General features: G+C 40.8%; 21 protein-coding genes. 6 read left to right on the forward strand and 15 right to left on the reverse strand.

The features are described from left to right. Positions 1-14 precede the first annotated feature (14 nt). The 4 genes from mpl to folB form a co-directional block, all read right to left on the reverse strand. Positions 15-1,358: a UDP-N-acetylmuramate:L-alanyl-gamma-D-glutamyl-meso-diaminopimelate ligase gene (gene mpl, locus AAEU31_RS06790; RefSeq protein ID WP_138557238.1), complete on the reverse strand. Its 1,344-nt coding sequence runs from the start codon at positions 1,356-1,358 to the stop codon at positions 15-17. 161 nt (positions 1,359-1,519) lie between these two features. Continuing rightward, positions 1,520-2,323 carry an undecaprenyl-diphosphate phosphatase gene (locus AAEU31_RS06795; protein ID WP_063703109.1) on the reverse strand — a complete coding sequence of 268 codons (804 nt, stop codon included), beginning with the start codon at positions 2,321-2,323 and terminating at the stop codon, positions 1,520-1,522. After that, positions 2,320-2,808, reverse strand: coding sequence for a 2-amino-4-hydroxy-6-hydroxymethyldihydropteridine diphosphokinase (gene folK / locus AAEU31_RS06800; protein ID WP_421966837.1), 489 nt, complete (start codon positions 2,806-2,808; stop codon positions 2,320-2,322). The genes AAEU31_RS06795 and folK overlap by 4 nt, the downstream gene beginning before the upstream one ends. 1 nt (position 2,809) lies before the next feature. After that, positions 2,810-3,166 (reverse strand): dihydroneopterin aldolase, encoded by a 357-nt coding sequence (gene folB, locus AAEU31_RS06805; protein ID WP_135926068.1) that lies wholly within the window; start codon positions 3,164-3,166, stop codon positions 2,810-2,812. A gap of 227 nt (positions 3,167-3,393) precedes the next feature. Here folB and plsY point away from each other — a divergent pair, with 227 nt between their 5' ends. Continuing rightward, complete coding sequence (gene plsY / locus AAEU31_RS06810; RefSeq protein WP_421966838.1) at positions 3,394-4,002, forward strand: glycerol-3-phosphate 1-O-acyltransferase PlsY; 609 nt, start codon at positions 3,394-3,396, stop codon at positions 4,000-4,002. A gap of 2 nt (positions 4,003-4,004) precedes the next feature. On the opposite strand, the gene tsaD is transcribed toward plsY, so the two are convergent. From tsaD to AAEU31_RS06825, 3 genes are all read right to left on the reverse strand, one after another. Beyond that, positions 4,005-5,018: a tRNA (adenosine(37)-N6)-threonylcarbamoyltransferase complex transferase subunit TsaD gene (tsaD, locus tag AAEU31_RS06815; RefSeq protein ID WP_135926070.1), complete on the reverse strand. Its 1,014-nt coding sequence runs from the start codon at positions 5,016-5,018 to the stop codon at positions 4,005-4,007. A gap of 62 nt (positions 5,019-5,080) precedes the next feature. Further along, on the reverse strand, positions 5,081-5,671 hold the full coding sequence (locus AAEU31_RS06820; protein ID WP_135926071.1) for a YjaG family protein: 591 nt from the start codon (positions 5,669-5,671) through the stop codon (positions 5,081-5,083). Beyond that, the gene (locus AAEU31_RS06825) at positions 5,655-6,020 is read right to left on the reverse strand and encodes a putative signal transducing protein (RefSeq protein WP_135926072.1); all 366 of its coding nucleotides are present in this window, start codon (positions 6,018-6,020) and stop codon (positions 5,655-5,657) included. Before AAEU31_RS06825 ends, AAEU31_RS06820 begins: the two co-directional genes overlap by 17 nt. A gap of 79 nt (positions 6,021-6,099) precedes the next feature. Between AAEU31_RS06825 and AAEU31_RS06830 the strand changes: the two genes are divergently transcribed. The 4 genes from AAEU31_RS06830 (at position 6,100) to AAEU31_RS06845 (ending at position 9,853) form a co-directional block, all read left to right on the forward strand. Then, on the forward strand, positions 6,100-6,507 hold the full coding sequence (locus AAEU31_RS06830) for a DUF2721 domain-containing protein (protein WP_135926073.1): 408 nt from the start codon (positions 6,100-6,102) through the stop codon (positions 6,505-6,507). Between the two features lie 52 nt (positions 6,508-6,559). Beyond that, entirely contained in the window at positions 6,560-8,086 is a 1,527-nt protein-coding gene (locus AAEU31_RS06835) for a DUF3369 domain-containing protein (RefSeq protein WP_421966839.1), read from the forward strand. A gap of 118 nt (positions 8,087-8,204) precedes the next feature. Further along, positions 8,205-9,092 carry a LysR family transcriptional regulator gene (locus AAEU31_RS06840; RefSeq protein WP_135926075.1) on the forward strand — a complete coding sequence of 296 codons (888 nt, stop codon included), beginning with the start codon at positions 8,205-8,207 and terminating at the stop codon, positions 9,090-9,092. Positions 9,093-9,232: 140 nt separating this feature from the next. After that, the gene (locus AAEU31_RS06845) at positions 9,233-9,853 is read left to right on the forward strand and encodes a 2OG-Fe(II) oxygenase (RefSeq protein WP_135926076.1); all 621 of its coding nucleotides are present in this window, start codon (positions 9,233-9,235) and stop codon (positions 9,851-9,853) included. Here the strand turns inward: AAEU31_RS06845 and ubiA are convergent, their stop codons facing one another. Both ubiA and AAEU31_RS06855 read right to left on the reverse strand, forming a co-directional pair. Beyond that, positions 9,854-10,732 (reverse strand): 4-hydroxybenzoate octaprenyltransferase, encoded by an 879-nt coding sequence (gene ubiA / locus AAEU31_RS06850; RefSeq protein ID WP_421966840.1) that lies wholly within the window; start codon positions 10,730-10,732, stop codon positions 9,854-9,856. Further along, positions 10,729-11,274 (reverse strand): chorismate--pyruvate lyase family protein, encoded by a 546-nt coding sequence (locus tag AAEU31_RS06855; RefSeq protein WP_421966841.1) that lies wholly within the window; start codon positions 11,272-11,274, stop codon positions 10,729-10,731. The genes ubiA and AAEU31_RS06855 overlap by 4 nt, the downstream gene beginning before the upstream one ends. A 200-nt stretch (positions 11,275-11,474) precedes the next feature. Here AAEU31_RS06855 and AAEU31_RS06860 point away from each other — a divergent pair, with 200 nt between their 5' ends. Continuing rightward, on the forward strand, positions 11,475-11,846 hold the full coding sequence (locus AAEU31_RS06860) for a flagellar basal body-associated protein FliL (RefSeq protein ID WP_249930199.1): 372 nt from the start codon (positions 11,475-11,477) through the stop codon (positions 11,844-11,846). Positions 11,847-11,885: 39 nt separating this feature from the next. On the opposite strand, the gene glpG is transcribed toward AAEU31_RS06860, so the two are convergent. The 6 genes from glpG to AAEU31_RS06890 form a co-directional block, all read right to left on the reverse strand. Continuing rightward, positions 11,886-12,701, reverse strand: coding sequence for a rhomboid family intramembrane serine protease GlpG (glpG, locus tag AAEU31_RS06865; RefSeq protein ID WP_135926080.1), 816 nt, complete (start codon positions 12,699-12,701; stop codon positions 11,886-11,888). Beyond that, on the reverse strand, positions 12,698-13,015 hold the full coding sequence (gene glpE, locus AAEU31_RS06870; protein ID WP_199526330.1) for a thiosulfate sulfurtransferase GlpE: 318 nt from the start codon (positions 13,013-13,015) through the stop codon (positions 12,698-12,700). Before glpE ends, glpG begins: the two co-directional genes overlap by 4 nt. Positions 13,016-13,079: 64 nt before the next feature. Then, positions 13,080-14,105, reverse strand: coding sequence for an L-threonine 3-dehydrogenase (tdh, locus tag AAEU31_RS06875; protein WP_421966842.1), 1,026 nt, complete (start codon positions 14,103-14,105; stop codon positions 13,080-13,082). Positions 14,106-14,160: 55 nt separating this feature from the next. Next, positions 14,161-15,357, reverse strand: a complete 1,197-nt coding sequence (locus AAEU31_RS06880) for a glycine C-acetyltransferase (protein WP_421966843.1) — start codon at positions 15,355-15,357, stop codon at positions 14,161-14,163. Between the two features lie 149 nt (positions 15,358-15,506). Continuing rightward, complete coding sequence (gene gmhB / locus AAEU31_RS06885) at positions 15,507-16,058, reverse strand: D-glycero-beta-D-manno-heptose 1,7-bisphosphate 7-phosphatase (RefSeq protein WP_138557234.1); 552 nt, start codon at positions 16,056-16,058, stop codon at positions 15,507-15,509. Continuing rightward, the gene (locus AAEU31_RS06890) at positions 16,055-17,116 is read right to left on the reverse strand and encodes a glycosyltransferase family 9 protein (RefSeq protein WP_421966844.1); all 1,062 of its coding nucleotides are present in this window, start codon (positions 17,114-17,116) and stop codon (positions 16,055-16,057) included. Before AAEU31_RS06890 ends, gmhB begins: the two co-directional genes overlap by 4 nt. Between the last annotated feature and the right edge of the window lie 80 nt (positions 17,117-17,196).

Here is a 17,196-nt window from a genome sequence, read left to right on the forward strand (position 1 = left end):
GCTCCATATACCGGTTAGTTGTGTTCAAGAGCGGTAATTAAGCGCTGATGAATTCCCTCAAAGCCACCATTACTCATAATTAAAACATGCTGCTTAGGCGCTTTACCTGCAACCACGTGTTTAATAATTTCTTCAGTGCTAGAGCTACAATGCATACCTGCCGCAGCGGCGTATTCTTTGAGTGACCAGCTTAAATTGTCTGGTTCAAATAAATACACCTCATCGGCAGCTTCAAGTGAGTCAATCAAGGTTTGCTGATGCACGCCCATTTTCATGGTATTTGAACGAGGCTCTAAAATGGCAATAATCTTCTCATCGCCCACTTTTGCACGAAGCCCTGCCAAAGTTGTTTTAATTGCCGTTGGGTGATGGGCAAAATCGTCATACACCTTAATCGAGTTAATATCGGCTTTAAGCTCCATACGGCGCTTAGGAGAAATAAACTCAGCCAACCCCGCAATACTGACTGGTACGGCAATCCCGACATGGCGCGCTGCTGCAATAGCCATGATAGCATTTTTCACATTATGCTCGCCCATCGCTTGCCAACTAACAACGCCTTGAACTTCTCCCTCAAGTAGCACTTCAAATTCGCTACCATCAGCTTTCAGTAAACGGTAATCCCAATCACCTGCCAGCGTTTCGCTTTCGCTCCAAAGACCACGCTCAATCACATCTTGTAAGGCTTCATCTTGGCTTGGCCAAATAACCTTACCGCTACAGGGTAATGTACGCATCAAGTGATGAAATTGTTTCTTTATTGCGTTTAAATCTTCAAAAATATCAGCGTGATCAAATTCAAGGTTATTAAGAATTAAGGTACGTGGTAAGTAATGAACAAATTTACTGCGTTTATCAAAAAATGCCGTGTCGTACTCATCGGCTTCGATAACAAAAAATGGCGTTTCACCAACCCGTGCTGACACGCCAAAATTTTGTACTATCCCACCAATTAAAAAGCCTGGCTTCATTCCTGCATACTCTAATAACCAGGCTAACATGCTCGCTGTTGTTGTTTTACCGTGTGTACCAGCGACAGCTAACACCCACGAATTTTGCAACAGATTATGCTTTAACCATTCAGGACCTGAAGTATAAGGTAAGCCTTTATCAAGCACGTATTCAACACAAGGGTTGCCTCGGCTCATAGCGTTACCAATTACTACCATATCTGGCGCAGGCTCTAGTTGAGCAACGTCATAACCTTGGGTGAGCGTAATACCTAGCTCTTCTAATTGCGTGCTCATCGGTGGGTACACATTTTGATCAGAGCCTGTCACTGTATGACCTAACGATTTAGCGATTGCGGCAATACCACCCATAAAGGTGCCACAAATTCCAAGAATATGAATATGCATCTACTGTCCTGAGCAAAATGAATGAGAGATAAACTAAGGCGTTATAATGCCAAATATAAGCTTTACTTACCATGACTAGCGGTCAATAGAGTATTGCCAAATAGCCATCATAAAAAACACCTCAAATTTGAGGTGTTTTTCGAATTAAGTTGAATGGTTATTTACAGCATTAAGAATGCAAACAAACCAACACCAAGTAACAAGCGGTAGATAACAAATGGCATCATACCCATGCGCTCAATAACTTTTAAGAAAAAGAAAATACACGCATAAGCTGATACAAATGATAAGCCAGCGCCGAGTAAAATCGCATGCCAATCAATCGCCTCGCCCGCTGTTGCAAGCTGATACACATAATAGGAACCCGCTGCTGCAATGACCGGAATTGACATTAAAAATGAAAAACGCGCAGCACTTTGCTTATTAAGGCCCAACATTAAACCTACGGTGATGGTAATTCCTGAACGCGATGTCCCAGGGAATACCATAGCCAGCACTTGTGAAAAGCCTAACAATAGCGCACTGAAAAAATTGATTTGGTAAATATTCTTAACTTGCTTTGCTTTTACATCGGCATACCAAAGTAACAAACCAAACACGATGGTAGAGGTGGCAATAACCCACGCATTTCGCGAGTAACTTTCAACGAAATCTTTAAACAAATAACCAATTAATAATGCAGGAATGGTTGCGACAATAATCCACCAGCCTAAGCGGCTGTCATCGGTGGCACCTTGAGAGCCAAACGATTTAAACCACGCGCCTAGAATGTCTACCACTTCTTTACGGAAATACAATACCACGGCACCTAAAGTACCGACATGAACGGCCACATCAAATGCTAAACCTTGATCGTGCCAACCTAAAACTTGCGAAGGTAAAATTAAATGTGCTGAGCTCGAAATAGGTAAAAACTCAGTCAATCCTTGAATTAAGGCTAAAACAATTATCTCAATAATACTCATGGGTAAGAAAACTCCACCTTCCATAGTTTTTGTTGCGGATTATTATAATTATCCCATAGCTCTGCTAGCGTGCATTTTGCTACAGGGTGAAAAAAATCAGGGGCTATTTCAGCTAAAGGCTGAAGAACAAATGCATTTTTGGTAATTTCATCGCGAGGTAACTGTGCAGGCGAATCACAAATTACGTCATCATAAAATAAAAGATCTAGGTCAAGCGTTCGTGGACTAAACTTTTTGTCATCACGGGTACGGCCATTTTCAAGCTCAATTTCTTTCAATAACTTACACAGTTCAGGTAGTGGCATATCGGTTTGCGCCCCTAATACTGAGTTATAAAAGTTACTGCCTGCAAAACCGACCGCTTCACTTTCAAAAACTGATGAGTGAATAAAATCAGGAAAATATACTTTTAGAGCATCAAGCGCCTGGCGAATATAATGCTCTTTATTAACGTTAGAGCCTAAACTAATAAAAATTTGCGCCATGTTAATATGCCTTGCGACGGGTGATTTCGACTCCCACCGTTTTGGCTTGTGGCACTGCTGCAGGTTTACTCACGCGAATGGTCACTTGCTCAGTTGCAAACTCAGTTAAGATAATGGCCGCTAATTGTTCAACTAAGGTTTCAAGCAGCTCTACTGGTTTTGCTGTTGTATGAGCGATAACCCGCTCGCTGACTTTTGCATAATCAAGTGCAAGGTTAATATCATCAGTTGCAGCTGCCGCAGAAATATCACATAGCATTTCAATATCAAAATACAGGCTTTGTTTACTTTCTTTTTCAAAATCATACACACCGATAATGGTGTCTACATGCAATTGTGATATATATACCTTGTCCATTGATACTCCAAGTGACATAAATATTAAAACACCTCTCATACTAAACGCTTATTGATTTGAATAATCCGCGCTATAAGTTGTCATACTGTTTTAATATATAAAAATTACCCCTACAATAACGGGTAGATGCGATGCATTATTGCTCACATGTTCTACTCAAAAATAGTGGCAGATGGTTTTGCCGCCAATGATAGCCCAAAAGTGCAGATTTAAAAATAAGGAAGCGCGTGTTAACAGCCCTAATGTTAGTTTTAGCCTATTCACTGGGATCGGTCTCATCCGCAATCCTTGTCTCTCGGCTGTTTAAACTACCGGACCCACGCAGTCACGGATCGAACAACCCCGGTGCAACGAATGTCTATCGCTTAGGTGGAAAAGTCCCTGCTGTACTTGTACTTGTCTTTGATATTTTAAAAGGAACCATTCCGGTTTGGGGTGCTTACTTCTTAAAAATAGAGCCACTTATGCTCGGCTTGATTGGTGTAGCAGCCTGTTTAGGCCATATGTACCCGCTGTTTTTCAGTTTTAAAGGCGGTAAGGCTGTCGCGACCGCTTTTGGCACGTTATTACCCATTGGTTTATCGTTAGGTGGGATGTTAATTGCAACTTGGATCTTAATTGTTGCTATCACGCGCTACTCATCTCTTGCAGCGTTAGTCACGGTTTCGTTAGCACCTCTTTATACTTGGTGGATAAAACCTTTGTATACGTTGCCTGTAACCTTTTTAACCGTGTTGATAATTTTCCGTCATAGAGCAAATATCACTCGCTTACTCGCCGGTGAAGAGCCAAAAGTAGGGGCTAAGAAAAAAGCCCCTGAACATGAAGAAGGTTGATGTTAAATAGCCTCTAACGAGTCTATTGGCCAGCGCGGCTTTGTTTTCATATCAAGGCTAGCAAACTGCCCTGCTTTTAAGCGCTGCATACCTGCATAAGCGATCATCGCACCGTTATCTGTACAAAACTCCGTGCGCGGGTAGTACACACGCCCTTTCATACCTTGCATTACTCGCTCAAGTTGCGCACGCAATTGCACGTTTGCACTCACGCCCCCAGCAATCACTAAGCGCTTGATACCGGTTTGCTTTAATGCACGTTTACACTTGATAATTAGGGTATCAATAACCGCTGTTTGGAATGCATGAGCAATATCCGCTTTAGTTTGTTCATCATCATCGCTATCACGAATAGCGAGTGACGCAGCTGTTTTTAAACCACTGAAACTAAAATCTAAGCCGGGTTTGTCAGTCATCGGACGCGGGAATACAAAGCGCTCAGGTGTACCTTGCTCAGCAAGTTTTGCCAAGCGCGGGCCTCCTGGGTAATCAAGCCCAAGTAATTTCGCCGTTTTATCGAATGCCTCACCTGCGGCGTCATCAACTGACTCACCTAATACTTCGTATTCACCAATACCAGATACTTTAACCATCATGGTGTGGCCGCCAGATACTAATAACGCGATAAACGGAAATTCAGGTTTGTCTTCTTCAAGCATTGGCGCAAGTAAATGACCTTCCATATGATGAACCGCTACCGCTGGTATATTCCAACCATAGGCTAAAGAACGACCAATAGAAGTACCCACAAGGAGTGCGCCAACCAATCCAGGGCCCGCAGTATAAGCAATGCCATCTAAATCTTCTGGACCACAGCCCGCTTGTGCAAAGGCGGCATCAATTAAAGGTAAGGTTTTACGCACGTGGTCACGTGACGCAAGCTCAGGCACAACACCGCCGTAGTCAGCATGCACTTTTACTTGGCTATACAGTTGATGTGCTAATAAGCCTTGTTCATCATCGTAAATGGCAATACCTGTTTCATCACATGATGATTCAATACCTAAAATTCGCATCAATTACTCCGCCAAGAAAAAATAAACGCGTATTTTACAGTGAAAATACGCATTACTGAATATTAAATTGCAATACCAATGTTGGTTTGACCGTCTGATACCGCAAGCTGTTTGAGTTCTTTTACGTTTTCAGAGCTAATTCGGCCCATTTGCTCTACAAAATCAATTAACTCAGCCAGTACTTCAATTTCATATTGCATTAATGGGTGTTCACGAACTGCTTTATTGTCAGCTACTTCACCATCAACGGTAAGTTGATATTCAATGTAACGTGCCACCGATGCCTGTGAAATTTTACTAATGTTCAAAAACTCTTGGTCATCTTTTGCCATTAAACCGTGTAACATGCCTAGTAAAGCTGTTGCTGTATCAATAGCAGGGTAAGTGCCAAACATATCAAAATCAGTTAGTTCAGGCACATTAGGCTCTATTTTTTCGATTTGTTTTTCGAGGCTAATTTTACTTTTTGGCAGTAAAATCTTCTCCCAACAAACATTCAAAGCACTACGAAAAACCGCAGCATCACCAAACCCTGTGGCTTCACAGAATAAACTGTAATTAGGCAGCATGCGTTCTAACAAAGCACCACCTAATACTGCTTTTTGTAAATAGTTTAATTCTCTAATGCGTTGAAAATTATTCGCTTTCGTCATTTTTAACAGTCCCGCAAGACCAACAAAGTTCAAATGTTGATCCGTTAAGCTCTTGACACTTTGGGCACACCCAATCAGGAGCCGATTGTTTTACTTGCTGATAGTTTAACAATATTTCTTGCGCCTGGCGCTCTTTTAATGCGTAAACAAGCATATCAACTCCCGTCTGTTCAAAGGGTATCTCTCCCAATGCCCCTTGTAAGAGCTCACCTTGTAACTGACACTCAATGCCTTTGCTGTTTAACAGCCCTTTAATAATATTCGCTTCAAGGCTGTTTTCAGCCTGAAATACTCGTACCCATTTGAACGGTTCTGAGCTAGCGGTTTGATTTAATTTCTTATTTTGCAAATTACTTCTCTTTTACTTTTCTAAATATAAAACCTAAACTACAAAAGCTTTGCCGCAATGCTTATTTCAAGGTAACTACATGACATTAACGACACCAGGACTACTATTTCCTGCGATTTCTTTACTTTTACTCGCTTACACCAATCGTTTTTTGGTGCTCGCTCAACTTATTCGTGAACTGAATGCGCGCGAAGGGGAAAGTATTCGCCCTCTTGTTGTCGCACAAATTACCAACTTAAGAAAGCGCATTAAGTTAATAAGAGTGATGCAAGTATACGGCGTTGCCTCATTTTTAATGTGCACCTTATCAATGTTCGCTTTATTTATAGAATTTAATACCACAGGCATCATCTTATTTGGGATTAGCCTAGCTTGCTTAGCGATGTCACTTTTAACCTCTTTGTATGAGATCCACATTTCATGCGATGCCATCGAAATCGAATTAAAAAATATCGAAAAAAAACCAGTAGCTGATAAGGCAGAGTAAATTTCTGCCTCTATACTTATTGTTACGAGATGCAACAATAAGTGGTGTGTTTGTGGAAGATTTTTTATTTTCTGATGAGCAGCTAGAAGAAAATAACGTTCCTTTTGATGAATCAGAATGTTGGCATATTCTTGTTGTTGACGATGAAGAAGATATTCACCAAGTTACGAAATTAGTGCTAGCTGGCTTCACTTTCGAAAATAAAGGTCTGCGCTTTTATGACGCCTATTCAGCAGCCGAAGCAAAAGAGTTATTAAAGCAAAATATTCCTTTTTCAGTCGCGCTTGTCGATGTTGTCATGGAAACAAACCATGCAGGTCTTGAGCTTATTCAATATATTCGCGATGAAATAGAAAACCATGATATTCGCTTAATTCTGCGTACAGGTCAGCCTGGAGAGGCACCTGAAGAGTCGATTATCCGTGATTATGATATAAACGATTACAAGAATAAAACCGAACTAACGGCTATAAAAATTAAGACGCTTCTTTATTCTGCACTCAGAGGGCATCGCGATATACAAATTATTGATCGCCATAAAAGTGGCCTAGAGCAAATTATTAATGCGTCTGCTAATTTCTTAAAATGCGATAGTGTTAACGAATTTGCATCCACTATTTTGAGTCACGTCACGAATGTAATGGGGATTAATGACGCACAAATCTATTGTGCTGCAGCAGTTAATTTTCAGTCCTCGCCGGCGAAAGATTTTCAACTATTAGCCGCGTCGGGAGTTGGACCAACGCCGAATCAAAATACTATTCCAGATGAAGTGAAAAGTTTATTTATTGACGCCCATGAGCGTAAATCATCATTAAAAACAAGCACCGACTATATTGGTTACTTTCCGACAAAAGCAGGTCTTGAGACCATGTTATATGTTCATAAAGGAAGTAAACTGCAAACAACCGATCATCAACTATTAGAGTTTTACGCGAACAATATTGCCCTAGCCTACGACAACCTTAAGCTTAGAGAAATGGTTAAAGAATCACAAAAAGAGTTGTCTTACATTTTAGGTGAAGCCGTTGAAAAACGCTCTAAAGAAACAGGCTCCCATGTTAAGCGCGTTGCTTTATATAGTGAATTACTTGCAAAACTATCACAACTCAGTCCATTTCAATGTGAAATTATCAAGCTCGCTTCACCACTACATGACATTGGTAAAATTAGTATTCCTGATAGCATCTTAAATAAGCCAGGTAAATTAACTGATGAAGAATGGAAAATAATGCAAACTCATGCAGAAGTGGGTTACGAAATTTTAAAAAATTCAAGTAACGAAATTCTGACTTGCGGCGCTTTGATTTCATATCAGCATCACGAAAAATGGGATGGTTCAGGTTATCCGCAAGGTTTAATTGGCAATGAAATCAACATTGTTGGTCGCATAACCGCCCTTGCCGATGTGTTTGATGCGCTATGTAGCGACCGTTGCTACAAGCTTGCTTGGCCCTTAGATGAAGCACTGTCATTGATAAAAGAGCAACGTTCGAAACATTTTGATCCAAATCTTGTTGACTTGTTACTTGAAAATTTACCACTTTTCCTTGAGATTAAAGATCGTTACCCTGACTAGATGTAACTTTTCTGTAAAACAAACTTCCCAAAACAGGTACTATAATTTACTATGCCACTGTAGATTATAATTATATTGCCTGGATGTAGGGCTTACTTATAACAAGGGACTATATAAAGTGAGATTTGAACAACTTGAACAGTTTGTAGCATTAGGCGTATTAAGGCATTTTCGCCAAGCTGCTGAAAAAACACAAATAAGCACTTCAGCGTTAACCCGGAGTATTCAAACTCTTGAAGACGAAATTGGTTATGAGCTGGTAACTCGCTCAACCCGCTCCGTTAAGTTAACCAAAGAAGGTGAAATTTTCTTAGAATATGCGCAACAAACCCTCGACAATCTAGAAGAAACAAAACAACATCTTTTCGAATCACTAAATGGCTGCGCAAGCGAAAAGCTTGTTATTGGTTACACTAATAAAGCCAGTGCTGTCGTTCCTGTATCTTGCGGGCAATTTTTAGCGCAGTATCCTCATGTAAAAATCGAGATGCAACTACAAGAGCAAAGCGAGCTAATGCGTAAGCTACAGCTTGGTGAAATTGATATTAGTGTTTGTTCGCAAGCAATGAATAGTATAGGAAGCGATATCCATTTACCTGACCAACTGATTTTATTTGTTGCTAAAGATCATCCATTAGCGAATAAGAGTGATATCAGCAAACGCGATTTTGCCGACTACCCTATGTACAGCTGCTTTTCACAATCGAAACAAGTACAACAGATGCTAAACGACGCCATTGATTCATTCGATAAGTCAGCCAGTGTTAAAGTAGGTAGTATTGAACAAGTTATGGAAGGACTAAAACGATCGAACCATATTGCAATAGCTAGCATTGAACACGCGAACAATGTTGCTTCTGATCCGGCCTTACAGCTTTTAAAAACCAACAAAGGTGTTGCTCAAGAGCAGCTTGTTATACAAACAAATCAAAAAATTAACGACAACTCTCATGTAAGTCACTTGCTTGATCTTATTGAAAAAATGGCCTTAGCAAGCCAGCACTAGTCGTCACTTATATCTGCTAGCCTGAATTAAACAGGCTAGCTTCTCCCGTCTTTTACTAATCACTTATTTACTGCATAAAAAGCGTGCATCGCATTATTTTTCAGATACACTTACGCACCTTTTTTTTATTGTGTATATAAATGAACGCTCAGCTGATTTCTGACACTTATTTAGATGCAATTGAACAAGCTGGTTATGCTATTGTTGAAAACGCGATTGATGAAACATTAATCAATGATTTAATCGCCGACTGCTATCGTATAAATCCGCACTTTCACACAGCGGGTATTGGTCGTTTAAACGACCAACAAATTGATAAAAATGTCCGTAAAGATAAGACCTTTTGGTTTGATAGTTCAAGCCAAGCACAAATTACTTATCTGGCGACCATGGAAGCAATAAAAACGCAGTTAAATCGTAGTTTTTATTTAGGGTTATTTGACTACGAATGCCATTATGCAAAGTATCAACAAGGTGACTTTTATAAAAAGCACTATGATGCCTTCAAAGGTCGTTCGAACCGTATTTTCACAACAGTTTGTTACTTAAATACGCCAGAATCTGGCGGTGAGTTGGTGATTTACAAGCCGAAAAGTAAAGATATTGAGATTGTCGTAAAACCTCAAGCTGGCATGCTGGTAATGTTTGAAAGCGAACGCTTTATGCATGAGGTATTACCCGCAAATGATGTTCGCTACTCTATTGCGGGTTGGTTCAGAAAAAATGCCTCGATCAGCGGTATTATCGACCCACCTAGATAATTAAAATGGCAGTGGCAAGGATGCTGCTAAACCGATAAAAATCACTAACCCCACATAGTGATTATTCAAAAATGCTTTGAAGCAAGGATCTCGCTCTCGTTTATGAATAAGCATTTGTTGATAAAGTAAAAACCCAACCGCTGCCGCTAAACCCAACCAATAAGGCAAGCCAAGATGGTTACTCATGCCGATGAAAACAAGAATCGCGATAAATAAGGCATTGAGTAAAAAGATGATGTGTCTGTCATAGCTGGCAAACAAGATTGCCGTTGACTTAACCCCTATTTTTAAATCGTCATCTCTATCAACCATGGCATACATGGTGTCATAAGCCACAGTCCAAACAAGATTAGCGGTAAATAGTAGCCAGGCTTCTAATGGTACTGAACCAATTGATGCCATATAGGCCATCGGAATTGCCCAACTAAATGCAGCACCAAGCACTACTTGCGGTAATTGGGTATAACGCTTCATAAATGGGTAACAAAACGCCAGTGCTAAAGCACCTAATGATAGCAAAATAGTTGACCAGCTAAGTAACATAACCAATCCGAACGCCACTGCAATAAGTAACACAAACAAACTCATTGCCTCTGCACTAGAAACCAGTCCTGCAGCCAGAGGGCGCTGAGCAGTTCGCTTTACTGAACCATCGATTTTACGATCGGCAAAGTCATTGATCACACAACCTGCACTTCGCATCACAAAGACACCTAAGCTAAACACTACAAAATTTAACAAACTAGGCGTGCCTTGATTAGCAAGCCATAAAGCCCAATATGTTGGCCACAATAACAACAAAGTACCGATTGGCTTATCCGTTCGCATCAGTTGTTTGTAATAAGGAATATTTGCGCGATGTAATGCAGCTAATTTCATAAATAGATATATGCCTCAGGTAAGAACACTTCAGCCACAAGAAAGTGAGCATTTGATAATGCGAACACGCTGCGTCGGCCCCACAATGAATTTGACGGTAAGCCAAGGTGAGCTGTTAACGCTTGAATAGCATGCTGCTGAGAAAATTCAGCCAGCTCGATTTCTGTTCGCTGCAAGCTGGGGTCCTGAAAAATAACATCGCCAAGCGGCCTCGTCCCCATATTTAACAACTGCTGTTTCTTTAAAGTATCGTCTGCTGGTAACCAACTCTGCGCATAAACCATAGGTTTACCATCGCACAATAATAGCACCTCGCGGTTTAATGCCTGACTTAAAGAAGTATTTAGTAGCGCTTGTTGCTCGGCAGTTAAATCAAAAGGCGCTTCGTTTAGTACCTCAACTGAAAAAGCCTGACAGTGACTTTTGAGCTTAGCTGTTAATGAACCGGCTTCAAGCAGCCAACCTTGTTGTTGTTGCGTCAAATCTGGAAATGCTGAAGCAGGCTGCCAATTTGCAGCTAATGAAACTGGGAATGTGATCACAACGACTCATTATTTTTAAAAACCGTGCAAATGATATCACTGCTGCACGTTTGGCAAAAGTCATGATTTAATCTCAAGCACGGTTAAAAATCACAGAACAGCCTGTATCTCAAGCGAATTTGGGTATAGACTAAAACCATTGAAAGGGTGGAATATTTTTAATTATGAAAACATCAGTGTTATCAATTTACTTAGTCAGTATGCTACTAATTGGCGCAATGACCAGTCTGTCTGCACAGGCTGAGTCAAAAGTTGGCTACTTTGGTTTTGAGCCTGATATCATCACCAACTACATAGGTCAAGGTAATAAAAAGCTAGGCTACGTGCGCATTACCGTTGACCTTATGCTAAATGATACAGCCGATATCAGCGTTGTTGAACATCACACCCCTCTACTGCGTGATGCGATTGTTGAAATACTCTCAAAAGAGCCTGAAGAAAACATTAAATCGCTTACTGGTCGAGAAGAAATCAGAAAACGCTGTACTACAAAATTAAAGTCACTACTTAAACAAGAAACTGGCCAAGAAATTGTCAGAGAAGTGTTATTTACTAAGTATTTGTACCATTAATAGTTTGTTTAATAAAAAAAGGCGGTTTAACCGCCTTTTTTATTTACGTGTAAGCAGCTTATCAGACACCGCATATGCCATACCAGCCAGCAAACCTGCTAAGTGAGCCCAATTCGCCATACTCACTGGCAACATATCTACAAAGCCCAGAATAAGCCAAACCAACATAAAACCAACAATACTATTGCTGACTAAAGGTGGCTCGTTAGGGCGCATTGCACTATAAATCCAGCAAAACCCTAGCAAACCATAAACAACGCCACTTAATCCACCAAAATTAGGGCCTACAACTATAAATTGTGCCCAATTACTAATAAACGCCGTAACTAAAAATAACCCTACTAAGGTTAATTTACCGCTGCGCTTTTCAATATCGTTACCCAGCGTCATCCACCAGATCAAATTAAAAATAAGATGGATAGAGCTAAAATGCACAATGGCAGGAGTAAGCCAAGTAAGTGGCTTGGCAGGGTTAAATTGGAGCATGCCATAAATAGTTTCAAAGCCCCCCATCAGAAAAGCAACAAAGATGACTATAGATACTAAAGTTACGGTACGATTAAGCCAACTTAAAGCCTTAAATCGCGCTTTTAAATCAAGTGATTGGCCTTGATATGATAACGGCGATTGTGTACTTCCTACCTGCCATGAAGCTTGTAAGTACTTTTCATCGTTGGGATTTTCAGCAAACTCTTGCCATAAAGGTTGAGCTTGATGAAAATGCTCTGGAGCAACACAAATAATCACAGTTTGTCCATCTTGCGAGCGCAGTTCACCCTGTAATCCTTTACTTTTAATGTAGTCAATAAAGCCTTGTGCGGCGCGCGGATTATTAATGCTGCCCAGTTCAATCATCGTTCTATATGCTCCGGAAGTTGCGTTTGCCACGCAGTAAAGCCACCATCCATGCTGTAAACATCTTCAAAGCCTTGTTCAACTAAATAGCTCGCAGCACCTTGAGAACTAACGCCATGATAACAAACGATGATGATTGGCTGATCAAACTCTTTGTTCATCATAAACTCGCTGATATTTGCATTCGATAAATGCTCAGCGCCTGGAATATGCCCGCTTTGAAATGAATTCGGATCGCGAATATCGGCAATCACGACATCGTCTTTATCTAACAGCGAAAAGGTTTCGCTAACTGAAATATGTTTATACGACATAATACTCTCTAAACTAAAAAGGCGGCCTAAAGCCGCCTTAATTTTGAGGCTTTTAGACCTTCATTTAATCCCAATTCAGGATAACTTTACCAGACTGGCCTGAAATCATTGTATCAAAGCCTTTTTGGAAGTCATCTACCGAAAATTGATGCGTGATAATTGGGTTAAGATCAAGACCAGACTGAATTAGACTCGCCATCTTATACCAAGTTTCAAACATTTCGCGACCATAAATACCCTTAATGATAAGGCCTTTAAAAATAACTTGGTTCCAATCAACCGCCATATCTGAAGGCGGAATACCTAGCATAGCGATTTTTCCGCCGTGGTTCATGTTATTTAGCATGCTATTAAATGCAACAGGTACGCCTGACATTTCAAGACCGATATCAAAGCCCTCTGTCATGCCAAGCTCTTTAATTACATCTTCAAGCTTTTCATTTGCTACATTTACAGCACGAGTCGCACCCATTTTACGTGCTAAGTCTAGGCGGTATTCGTTTACGTCTGTGATAACTACATGACGCGCACCAACATGTTTAGCAACCGCAGCTGCCATGATACCAATTGGGCCTGCACCTGTAATTAATACATCTTCACCCACTAAATCGAACGACAATGCGGTGTGAACTGCATTACCAAATGGGTCAAAAATTGAGGCTAATTCATCTGAGATATTATCTGGAATTTTAAATGCATTAAAAGCAGGGATCACAAGGTATTCTGCAAATGCGCCTTCACGATTAACACCAACACCAGTTGTATTACGACATAAATGCACACGACCAGCACGGCAGTTACGGCAATGACCACAAGTAATATGGCCTTCGCCAGAGACACGGTCACCTACTTGGAAACCACGTACTTCCTGACCCATATCAATTACTTCACCAACATACTCGTGGCCAACAACCATAGGAGTTGGAATTGTATTTTGTGCCCACTCATCCCATTTATAAATATGGACATCTGTTCCACAAATTGCTGTTTTGCGGATTTTAATAAGCAGATCGTTATGGCCAACTTCAGGCTTTGGCGCATCAGTCATCCAGATCCCTGGTTCTGCTTTTAATTTAGATAATGCTTTCATGATTTACACTCAATTAAACAAAACCGAAGCAAAAGCTTCGGTTTAGGAAATAAAATTAGATAACACCCATTTCTTTACCAATACGGGTAAAGGCAGCAATAGCGGTATCTAATTGCTCTTTTGTATGCGCCGCAGAGATCTGCGTACGGATACGTGCTTGGCCTTTAGGTACAACAGGGAATGAGAAACCTGTTACATAAATACCTTCGGCAAGTAATTTGTCTGCCATCATAGAAGCGACTTTTGCATCGCCTAACATAACTGGGATAATTGCATGGTCTTTACCTGCACAGGTAAATCCTGCCGCTTCCATTTGTTCACGGAAATATTTTGCGTTATCCCAAAGTTTTGCGCGTAACTTACCGCCATTGCTCAGCATTTCAAGTACTTTAATCGATGCAGTAACAATTGATGGCGCAAGTGAGTTTGAGAAAAGATAAGGACGAGAACGCTGACGTAACCACTCTACAATTTCTTTTTTACCAGATGTGTAACCGCCTGATGCGCCACCAAGTGCTTTACCAAGTGTACCTGTGATGATATCAACTCGGTCAAGAACACCACAGTACTCCGGCGTACCTTTACCATTTTCACCGACAAAACCAACAGCGTGAGAGTCATCAACCATAACTAAGGCATCGTATTTGTCAGCAAGGTCACAAACCGCTTTAAGATTACAAATCACACCGTCCATTGAGAAAACGCCGTCAGTTGCGATTAGTTTTGTTTTAGCACCCGCTTCATCAGCAGCAATAAGTTGCTTTTCAAGGTCGCTCATGTCGTTATTAGCGTAACGGAAGCGCTTTGCTTTACAAAGGCGAACACCATCAATAATTGAGGCGTGGTTTAGCGCATCAGAGATAATTGCATCATCTGGGCCGAGAATTGTTTCGAATAAACCAGCGTTTGCATCAAAACAAGATGAGTAAAGAATCGTATCTTCGGTTTCTAAAAACTCAGAAATCTTTTGCTCTAATGTTTTATGAATATCTTGAGTACCACAAATAAAACGCACAGAAGCAACACCAAAACCATGGTCATCTAAACCTTGTTGCGCGGCCTTGATCAGCTCAGGGCTATTGGCTAAACCTAAATAGTTGTTCGCACAAAAATTGATTACCTTATCACCTGAGGCAACTTCAATTTGAGCTTGCTGCTGCGATGTAATAACACGTTCACTTTTGTATAAACCTTCAGCTTTTACTTCGTCGATTTGCTGTTGCAGCTGATTAAAAAACGCAGATGCTCTCATCTGTAATCTCCAAATATTCTTGTATCTAACCAGAAATGATTAGCATGACTGTAAAATTTGCGCCTATTGTAAAAGCTTAGACGAACAATTGCACTGTTTGCAGTTCGTCGCAAACCTTGAGGCTAAGGAAATAAAACTGGTCTTACCTGCTAAGACTGTAAAATTAAAGCAGGTAAATCAGCTAAAGACTCACATACGTAATCAGCATGTTGTTCTGTTGATTCAGCATAACTTTGCCCTGAACGAACCAGCACACGGGTCGCGATTTGCGCTCTTTCTGCTGCAATTAAGTCGCCCAGCTTATCGCCTACCATAATACTTTGTGAGGGAGTAATACTATGCTCTTCTATGGCTTGTAACAGCATGCCAGGAGCAGGCTTACGACAATGACAATCCTGTAAATAGGCAGGCTCTGCTTTAGTCGGATGATGCGGGCAAAAGTACACATCAAGAATTGGCACGTCATGACGCATAAACTCAGCTTTCATCCAGTCTGTAAGGTTTAAAAAGTCTTGTTCTGAATAGTAGCCGCGCCCAATACCTGACTGATTAGTCACAATGACAATTTCATAACCTGCATCAATAAACTTTTTGCACGCATCAAACACACCGGGTAAAAACTCAAACTCATCCGGTTTATATACATAACCGTGATCAGCATTAACCACACCATCGCGGTCTAAAAACAGTACTTTACTCATGACAATTGCTCTTTATCTACAACACGGTTAAACATAGCTATAACCTCATCAATGCTTATTTGCGTCATTAAATCAGCTCCTTTAACGCGTGTTCCCCAAGGTAGCTCTTGAGCTGTTTTGCCTGTCTGTTCACGTAAGTTTTGGTGGTACACCTCAACCACGTAATCTAGATACAAGTATGGACCTGTACGTTTCGGGTTTGAATGGGCATACAAACCTATTACAGGTGTACCAACAGTTACAGCCATGTGTGCAGGCCCCGTATCAGGAGCTAAAACTAAAGAAGCGCGCTTCAACACACACAACAACTCTTTAAGCTTAGTTTTACCTACTAAGTTAAGCACAGGCGCATTCGTTTGCGAAATTATTTGTTCAGACAACTCTATTTCTAAAGGTGTTGGTCCTCCTGTGATAACCACCGAAAAACCTTGCTGATACGCGTGCTCTGCAAGTACCGCATAACGCTCGGGCAACCAATTACGCTCTTTTTTACTTGCCGCAGGTGAGATAACAAAAATACGCCCAGCTAAACGATCTTCACCCAATAAGGCATCAGCAGCTTGTTGATGTTCATCTGTGATTGGCATTTGCCAGTGAGGCGCATAGTCAGGTACACCAATCGCTTGAGCAAAGCCCTTAAAGCCCTCAAGGACATGTGCCTCAGATTGCGGGGCAATACGCCTATTAATAAATAAACTATGTAACTCTTTTGAACGAGCCCAATCAAACCCTACTTTGACTTTTGCCGGAATACAACGAGCTGCTAAATTTGCTCTTAGTGCTACTTGCATGTGTAAGAGCACATCAAATTTACGCCCCTTGAAAGTATCTTTTAGTTGCTGATAGGCCTGTTTACCCTGTTTTTTATCAAATACAACAAATTCAACGCCCGGTAAATCAGCCAACAACATAGCCTCAACTTTACCTATCACCCAGGTAATTTTTGCCTTCGGATGTGCCTTTTGAATTGCTTGCACTGCGGATACGGCGTGACATACATCACCAATAGCCGAAAGCCTTAAAATACAAATATCTGAATAGGAGGTTGATTGAGTCACGTGCGCCCTTAGCTACAGCAAATAATATGCGATCTTAAATTAACTTGATGCTAATGCAAGCACTTATGCGAAAAGCTAAA

Source organism: Pseudoalteromonas thalassia (assembly GCF_049257215.1).
Taxonomy (GTDB): Bacteria; Pseudomonadota; Gammaproteobacteria; order Enterobacterales; family Alteromonadaceae; genus Pseudoalteromonas; species Pseudoalteromonas lipolytica_C.

Bases quoted from the DNA above. Each gene is read 5' to 3' on its own strand.
- mpl (WP_138557238.1), bottom strand. From the start codon at position 1,358: ATGCATATTCATATTCTTGGAATTTGTGGCACCTTTATGGGTGGTATT.
- AAEU31_RS06795 (WP_063703109.1), bottom strand. From the start codon at position 2,323: ATGAGTATTATTGAGATAATTGTTTTAGCCTTAATTCAAGGATTGACT.
- folK (WP_421966837.1), bottom strand. From the start codon at position 2,808: ATGGCGCAAATTTTTATTAGTTTAGGCTCTAACGTTAATAAAGAGCAT.
- folB (WP_135926068.1), bottom strand. From the start codon at position 3,166: ATGGACAAGGTATATATATCACAATTGCATGTAGACACCATTATCGGT.
- tsaD (WP_135926070.1), bottom strand. From the start codon at position 5,018: ATGCGAATTTTAGGTATTGAATCATCATGTGATGAAACAGGTATTGCC.
- AAEU31_RS06820 (WP_135926071.1), bottom strand. From the start codon at position 5,671: ATGACGAAAGCGAATAATTTTCAACGCATTAGAGAATTAAACTATTTA.
- AAEU31_RS06830 (WP_135926073.1), top strand. From the start codon at position 6,100: ATGACATTAACGACACCAGGACTACTATTTCCTGCGATTTCTTTACTT.
- AAEU31_RS06845 (WP_135926076.1), top strand. From the start codon at position 9,233: ATGAACGCTCAGCTGATTTCTGACACTTATTTAGATGCAATTGAACAA.
- ubiA (WP_421966840.1), bottom strand. From the start codon at position 10,732: ATGAAATTAGCTGCATTACATCGCGCAAATATTCCTTATTACAAACAA.
- AAEU31_RS06860 (WP_249930199.1), top strand. From the start codon at position 11,475: ATGCTACTAATTGGCGCAATGACCAGTCTGTCTGCACAGGCTGAGTCA.
- glpG (WP_135926080.1), bottom strand. From the start codon at position 12,701: ATGATTGAACTGGGCAGCATTAATAATCCGCGCGCCGCACAAGGCTTT.
- glpE (WP_199526330.1), bottom strand. From the start codon at position 13,015: ATGTCGTATAAACATATTTCAGTTAGCGAAACCTTTTCGCTGTTAGAT.
- tdh (WP_421966842.1), bottom strand. From the start codon at position 14,105: ATGAAAGCATTATCTAAATTAAAAGCAGAACCAGGGATCTGGATGACT.
- AAEU31_RS06880 (WP_421966843.1), bottom strand. From the start codon at position 15,357: ATGAGAGCATCTGCGTTTTTTAATCAGCTGCAACAGCAAATCGACGAA.
- gmhB (WP_138557234.1), bottom strand. From the start codon at position 16,058: ATGAGTAAAGTACTGTTTTTAGACCGCGATGGTGTGGTTAATGCTGAT.